Here is a 6,604-nt window from a genome sequence, read left to right on the forward strand (position 1 = left end):
TCTGATAAGAGGCTGGATTTCTCAAATCTTAATATGGATATAATAGCTCTCCGACCTTGGCTGTTAGTTGTTTTTCAGCAAAATAGGCATGGAGCAGTTCGTTTTCATCAAGAAGTCCCGTTTCTTTCCCATCCTTCTCAATAACTATTGGGTGCTTGTAGCCCCTTTGAAATTGCTCTAAAACATCCATAACGAGAGCATCTTCTTCAACCACAATCGGCTTAAGCTTTCGAAATTCACTCGTTTTTCCATAATACCGTTCCATTAGGAATCGAATAAACACATAGCGACTTTGCTTCCATTCATAATGCAAAGTAAAGATAATAAAGGCGACAATAATCCACACATTCAAATTGATCGGTTCAATTAAAAGAATCATGAGGACAAATATCGTTAATGCAAATATTGAAATATGTAACGTTAGTCTGAACGCTTTCGGAAATGATTCCTTTAAAGAAAGCCACAGAAATACAAATTTCCCTCCATCTAAAGGCCAAATGGGGAGTAAATTAAAAATAAGAATCATTAAATTAAATTGGACGAAATTCGTATAAATAAAATCGGAGATTAGATTAAATTGATAAAGTAAAAAAGCGACAACCAGTAACCACAGATGCTGAATCGGTCCAGCCAAGGTCACAATAGCTTCTTCTTTTAGAGGACGATTTCCGTGTTCATCAATTTCCGCCACGCCACCAAAGGGTAGAAAAGATATCCGTTTTACTCTCCATGAAAAAAAAGAAGCTGCGACCGCATGTCCCATTTCATGAAAGAAAATAATCAAAAGGAGGAGGGATAGTTCAATAAAATGCGCAGTCACAACCGCTATTGCCACAACAACCCATAGCAATGGATGGATATAGATCTTATTTAACATGGAAAGGAAGTTAGTCAAATTGTATCACCTGTATCGGGTCGATAAAATCATCCCCTTTTTTTATAGCAAAGTAAAACATTCCCTTTGTACCGTCTGCATTATCAGATGCCACCCCAACACTTGTCCCCTTTTTAATCGATTCATAAAGACTCACGTCAATCGATTGCAAGTTTCCATACCAAGTTTCACTTTTATCGGCATGCTGGATGATGACTGTTTTTCCAAAGCCCTCCTCATTACCAACATAGCGTACTCTTCCTTCACTCATCGCATTAACGGCCGCACCCTTTTCTGTTTCAATCGAAACCTTTTGCCCATTTTCTTCAAAGTCTTCTAAAATGCGGGCAGCCTCAAGAGCATATTCCTGTGTGACCTCTGCTTCATTCGCTTCCTCTTTGTTGTCGCTTGGAAGGAGTGCCAATGGTTTCCCAAACTGCTCTTCATACCAATCAGAAACGGCAGTAAATTGAAAATCTTGTTCCATCGATTGTGCTACAAAATTCTTGATCGGCTCTAGTTTTGCCTCTCCGTTGCGAAAAAGAATGGCCACTACAAGCACTAAGCTGGCAGAAGCCAATATTTTAAAAAGAAACATCTCTTTATTGAATAAAGGGTGACCTCCTTCTCCAGGCCCACCTTCATAAGAAGAAAACTTATCAAAGCCATATTTCTCTTCATCATCCACTACCAAATAGCGATCTGCATCACTATTTCGAGAAAATTTCTCTCTATCACGCCTCCGCTTTGCCAATCTTCTTCTTACATCATCCGCTCTAGACATGTCCCCACCATTCCCTTTAACCATTTTGTACAAGTCTATGAGTTGTCCACCTGAGATATGACAAGAATGGTAGGGAAAAAATCGCATAGAAAAAACCGAGGTTTCCCTCGGTGTTTGTGTGTAATATTATTTAACTCCAAAGAATTTTTTTAGTTTGGAAAAGACACCTGTATCCACTTCATCAAGCGGTTGAAGGGGGACTGATTCCCCTAAAATTCTTCGGGCGATATTGCGGTAAGCAATAGATGCACGACTATTTGGATTTAAAGCAATTGGTTCGCCATGATTTGAAGCTCTAATCACTTCATCATCATCAGCTACAATTCCAATTAACTCAATTGATAAGTGTGTCGTAATTTCATCTACATCAAGCATATCTCCGCTTTTCATCATATGACTACGAATACGATTAATGACTAATTTAGGTGGAGCAACATTTTCTTCTTTTTCAAGAAGGCCAATAATTCGATCCGCATCTCTTACAGCAGAAACTTCAGGAGTTGTGACAACAATCGCCCTATCAGCACCTGCAACAGCATTTTTATAACCTTGCTCGATTCCTGCTGGGCAATCGATTATAATATAGTCGTACTCCTGTTTAAGAGATTCCATTAGAACCTTCATTTGCTCTGGGTTCACTGCAGACTTGTCGCTTGTTTGAGCAGCTGGCAATAAATAAAGTAGATCTTCAAAACGCTTGTCCTTAACAAGAGCTTGATGAATTTTGCAACGGCCTTCAACGACATCCACTAAGTCGTAAATAATGCGATTCTCAAGGCCCATTACGACATCCAAATTTCTTAAACCAATATCAGTATCTACTAAACAAACTTTTTTACCTTGAAGGGCCAAAGCCGTACCAATATTAGCAGATGTGGTCGTCTTTCCAACGCCACCTTTACCAGATGTTACAACAATTGCTTCTCCCACTTTAGAATCCCCCTTCCAATCTCGTTAAATTTGGTCTTAGATGCATCAAAGCTTGTAATCTATCAATAATAATTTGGTCAGTATGATCAATATAAGCACATTCCATTTCTCGTTTCTCCTCATCTCCAGTAATATCTGGAGATCTGCTTATGGCATCATTAATTCTTAATTGTGTTGGCATCATAAGAGAAGCTGAGATGACCGCATTCGAATTACCATTGGCACCTGCATGAGCAATTCCTTTTAATGCACCCATAATAAAAATATTTCCGCCTGCCACGACCTTGCCACCTGGATTTACATCGCCAATTAACAATAAATCGCCAGGAACCTCAAGGACTTGTCCCGAGCGAATAATTCGCGCTACGGAAACAATTTCATTTTCTCGCATCATTTGCTCAGCGTCTGATTTAGCTATTACATTTGAGTCAATTGAGCCAACAACTAGATTCTTTTTTTGACGGATAATCGTTTTGATTTCTTCCTGTTGCACATCCGTTAAAAATCTGTTGCCGATTTTAACACTGACACTTATAAGGGGATGATCTTCATTCACCCTTTGATTTTCTGTCAGTTTCTCATTCAGTTCCATTTTTAATTTTTCATAGGAACATTGATCATCTAAATGCAATGTTAAACCGTCTTTTGTCCCTTTAATCAGGACATTTTGTGTTTTCTTCATATCAAGATGTTCACCTCATGGAAAAGCGAATTCACTTATTGCAGTGATTTATTTTTTTAATCGATTTAAATTCGGTTTTTTTCTACGAAACATATACCACTATTCAATTCGACAAAGATAGCAAAAAGTCCTTTTTCCAATAATCTTTTCACGTACTTTGTTTGAAAGTTATTTTCTCTTAGTTGATCCTTATCGTATAAAACACAAGAAGGAATCAATCTTTTTCCATTAGTCCTCTCGTAAAGAAGTTGCATATTTTTCAAAAATTCGCTTTAAAGGATATGCAAAAATAATGATAAACGCCAAATTTAAGACGATCGTTGGAAATAATCGTTGATTTAAAAATAACGAAAAGTCCATATTTGTGATATTGATTAAGTAATTCATTTCATACACGCCTAGCTCAAGTAAGACAACACATAAGATAGAAATGACAGAAACAACGACTATATTCGATTGGAGAATTCTCATCAATTTCGAAGCTATATAGGCAATTAAAGGGAACATGAACAAATAAATCCCGATGATTTCTGTATAGACGACATCAAAGAGAAGACCGAATACTAAGCCATAAACCAATCCTTGATCGCGATGACCATAAAGAGTCATAAACAATATCACAATCATTAAGAATCGTGGAGCGAGAATTCGTTCACTATTAAAAACTTCTGCCGGAAGTGTTTGAACAAATAAGCTCTCTAGGATAAAAAAGAGAATGAACAAAAGAGGAAGAAGATATTTTCTCAAAGTTCCTCCTCCTCATCATCCACCATATCACTTAAATCTGGTTGCATCATGTCTCTCTTCACAACCATTACATTTTGAATATCATAAAAGTTTGCTCCAGGTTTCACATAAGCAGTCTGATTCAAACCAAATTCATCCGGCTCAGTGTCAACCACTTTTCCAATCGGTAATCCTTTTGGAAAAATCCCACCTAATCCCGATGTAACGACTGTTTGATCCTTTTCGATTTTGGCATCATACGGGATACGCTTTAGCTCCAATAATTCACGCTCAACATCATAGCCCTCAATGGTACCAAAATAGGAATCAGTTCCTTGAATTTCTGCTGAAATGCGATTTGTTGGATCCATTGCGGTTAAGAGCTGAATCGTTGAAGTAAATTGCTGCGTGCTCTTAACTTTTCCGATGATAAAACCATTAGAAGAGACAACAGCCATGTTCTGCTCAATCCCATTTGTTTTCCCTTTATTAATGATTAAAAGCTCATGCCAACGGTCTGGATTTCGCCCTATTACCGTTGCTTGAATTGGAGAATAGGCACTTAATGAATCCTTCTTATCCAATATTTCACGTAGCTCATTGTTTTCTTTTTTTAGTTGTTGAACATCTGATTCAAGCTTCGCCAATCCATCTAAACGGGACTTTAGCTCTTTATTTTCAGAATATGTATTTTGTAGATCCTTAATATTTTCAAAGATCCCTGTTACATAGCTTTGGGGCCGGGAAACAACATTTTGTATCCACCCAGTTGCATCCTTCAAAAATTGCTCAGGCACGGTTAATTCTTCTCGTTCTCTTAAAGAAAATCCAATTAATGCCACGAGAATAATAATGCTGACAAGCAAAAGAATCAGGCGTTTATTCAGAAAGAATTGTGGCACCTGTTACACCTCATTTATCACCATATTAATAGAATAGATCTCGAATATAAGAAAGGCATAAGCAAATAGTAATCTAAGATAATTCTTTGGCAACGCACACTTTCTTATAAAAGAAAAAATAGGGAGGAGGCATAAAATGCCACCCCTTATTTTCTTAACGAGATTCCTTAGCTCGATTTTTAAATAAATTGATATTATCTAGTGCTTTACCTGTTCCAATTGCCACACAATCAAGAGGATTTTCAGCAATTAAAACTGGCATATTTGTTTCTTCACTAATTACTTTATCAAGATTACGAAGAAGTGCACCGCCACCAGTAAGAACAATGCCTCGATCCATAATATCTGCCGCAAGTTCAGGAGGCGTCTTTTCTAATGTTACCTTTACAGCATCCACAATTGCATACACTGTATCGCGTAAAGCTTTTGAAATTTCTTCTGCCGTAATTTCAATTGTTTTTGGAAGACCAGTTAATAGGTCACGACCACGGATTTCCATGTTTTCTATTCCTTCTGGATCTCCTGCGCTTCCAACTTCTAGCTTAATCATTTCAGAGGTTCTGTCACCGATCATGAGATTGTACGTCTTTCTTATGTAGTTGACAATCGCCTCGTCCATTTCATCACCAGCAACGCGTACTGATTGACTAGTTACAATTCCTCCAAGGGAAATGATTGCTACTTCAGTAGTTCCTCCACCGATATCGACAACCATACTACCTGTTGGTTCCCATACAGGAAGATTTGCTCCAATGGCAGCTGCAAACGGCTCTTCAATGGTATAAGCATCTTTTGCGCCAGCCTGACGTGTTGCATCGATAACAGCACGTTCTTCAACCGCTGTAATACCTGAAGGGACACAAACCATAATATATGGTTTTCCATTAAATACACCCTTCGATTTCGTCGCTTGGCGAATATAATATTTCATCATCGTTGCTGTTGTTTCATAATCAGCAATTACTCCATCCTTCATTGGACGAAGTGCGACAACATTTCCTGGCGTACGTCCGATCATATTTTTTGCGTCATTTCCGACAGCAACAATTTGCTTTGTATCAGTTTGTAACGCGACAACAGATGGTTCACGAACGACGACACCTCGTCCTTTAACATACACGAGCGTATTCGCTGTCCCTAAATCTATTCCAAGGTCTTTTGTTCCAATTCCAAACATAGTTGTATCTCCCTTTCTGAAACGAATCGTAAAGCAATCTTAAAATGCCTTGATTTAAAAGTTCATCCATGCCTCGTTTGTTATAGCATGTTTCATTAAATTTAATTAGTTAATCAAGCTCTAAAATCACAACCATTATTATAGATCAACCATACTTAAAATCATAGTGCCATTAGAGCATAAATGTTGAATCAATTTCATAATGGCTCACAAATATCCTTTTTCCTTTAAACTAACGAATTTATTTTCCCCTATGATTAAGTGGTCTAAGACCTCAATGCCAATGATTTTCCCTGATTCCACAAGACGCTTAGTAACTTCAATATCTTCTCTACTCGGTTGGGGGTCTCCTGAGGGATGATTATGAAGGCAAATAACGGATGCTGCAGAGCGCCGAAGTGCTTCCTTGAAGTAGGGTAAGAACCCAGTGCCTTGCTTAGTTTCCTAAGTAGGTTTCCAAGAACTCCCCCCCAAACCGTACGTACTCCTCTCAGAGTATACGGCTTTCCATTTATCAATCTAACTTCCC

The 6,604-nt window shown here is 38.0% G+C and carries 7 protein-coding genes and 1 pseudogene; all 8 read right to left on the minus strand.

Annotated features, from left to right (window positions below):
• Positions 1 to 28 precede the first annotated feature (28 nt).
• Positions 29 to 895, minus strand: coding sequence for a M50 family metallopeptidase (locus tag FA727_RS11235; protein ID WP_194138512.1), 867 nt, complete (start codon positions 893 to 895; stop codon positions 29 to 31).
• Positions 888 to 1,682: a peptidoglycan DD-metalloendopeptidase family protein gene (locus FA727_RS11240; protein ID WP_438646615.1), complete on the minus strand. Its 795-nt coding sequence runs from the start codon at positions 1,680 to 1,682 to the stop codon at positions 888 to 890. Before FA727_RS11240 ends, FA727_RS11235 begins: the two co-directional genes overlap by 8 nt.
• A gap of 102 nt (positions 1,683 to 1,784) precedes the next feature.
• A complete protein-coding gene (gene minD / locus FA727_RS11245) occupies positions 1,785 to 2,588 on the minus strand; it encodes a septum site-determining protein MinD (RefSeq protein WP_136830964.1) in 804 nt (267 codons plus the stop codon).
• Position 2,589: 1 nt separating this feature from the next.
• Positions 2,590 to 3,270 carry a septum site-determining protein MinC gene (minC, locus tag FA727_RS11250; RefSeq protein ID WP_136830965.1) on the minus strand — a complete coding sequence of 227 codons (681 nt, stop codon included), beginning with the start codon at positions 3,268 to 3,270 and terminating at the stop codon, positions 2,590 to 2,592.
• Positions 3,271 to 3,498: 228 nt separating this feature from the next.
• Positions 3,499 to 4,017 (minus strand): rod shape-determining protein MreD, encoded by a 519-nt coding sequence (gene mreD / locus FA727_RS11255; protein ID WP_136830966.1) that lies wholly within the window; start codon positions 4,015 to 4,017, stop codon positions 3,499 to 3,501.
• Positions 4,014 to 4,898: a rod shape-determining protein MreC gene (gene mreC / locus FA727_RS11260; RefSeq protein ID WP_136830967.1), complete on the minus strand. Its 885-nt coding sequence runs from the start codon at positions 4,896 to 4,898 to the stop codon at positions 4,014 to 4,016. Before mreC ends, mreD begins: the two co-directional genes overlap by 4 nt.
• Positions 4,899 to 5,052: 154 nt before the next feature.
• On the minus strand, positions 5,053 to 6,075 hold the full coding sequence (locus tag FA727_RS11265) for a rod shape-determining protein (protein ID WP_136830968.1): 1,023 nt from the start codon (positions 6,073 to 6,075) through the stop codon (positions 5,053 to 5,055).
• Between the two features lie 207 nt (positions 6,076 to 6,282).
• Positions 6,283 to 6,486: pseudogene (locus tag FA727_RS11270) on the minus strand (JAB domain-containing protein); the annotation flags it as partial.
• Positions 6,487 to 6,604 lie beyond the last annotated feature (118 nt).

It is taken from the genome of Robertmurraya kyonggiensis (assembly GCF_005116465.1).
GTDB lineage: Bacteria > Bacillota > Bacilli > Bacillales > Cytobacillaceae > Robertmurraya > Robertmurraya kyonggiensis.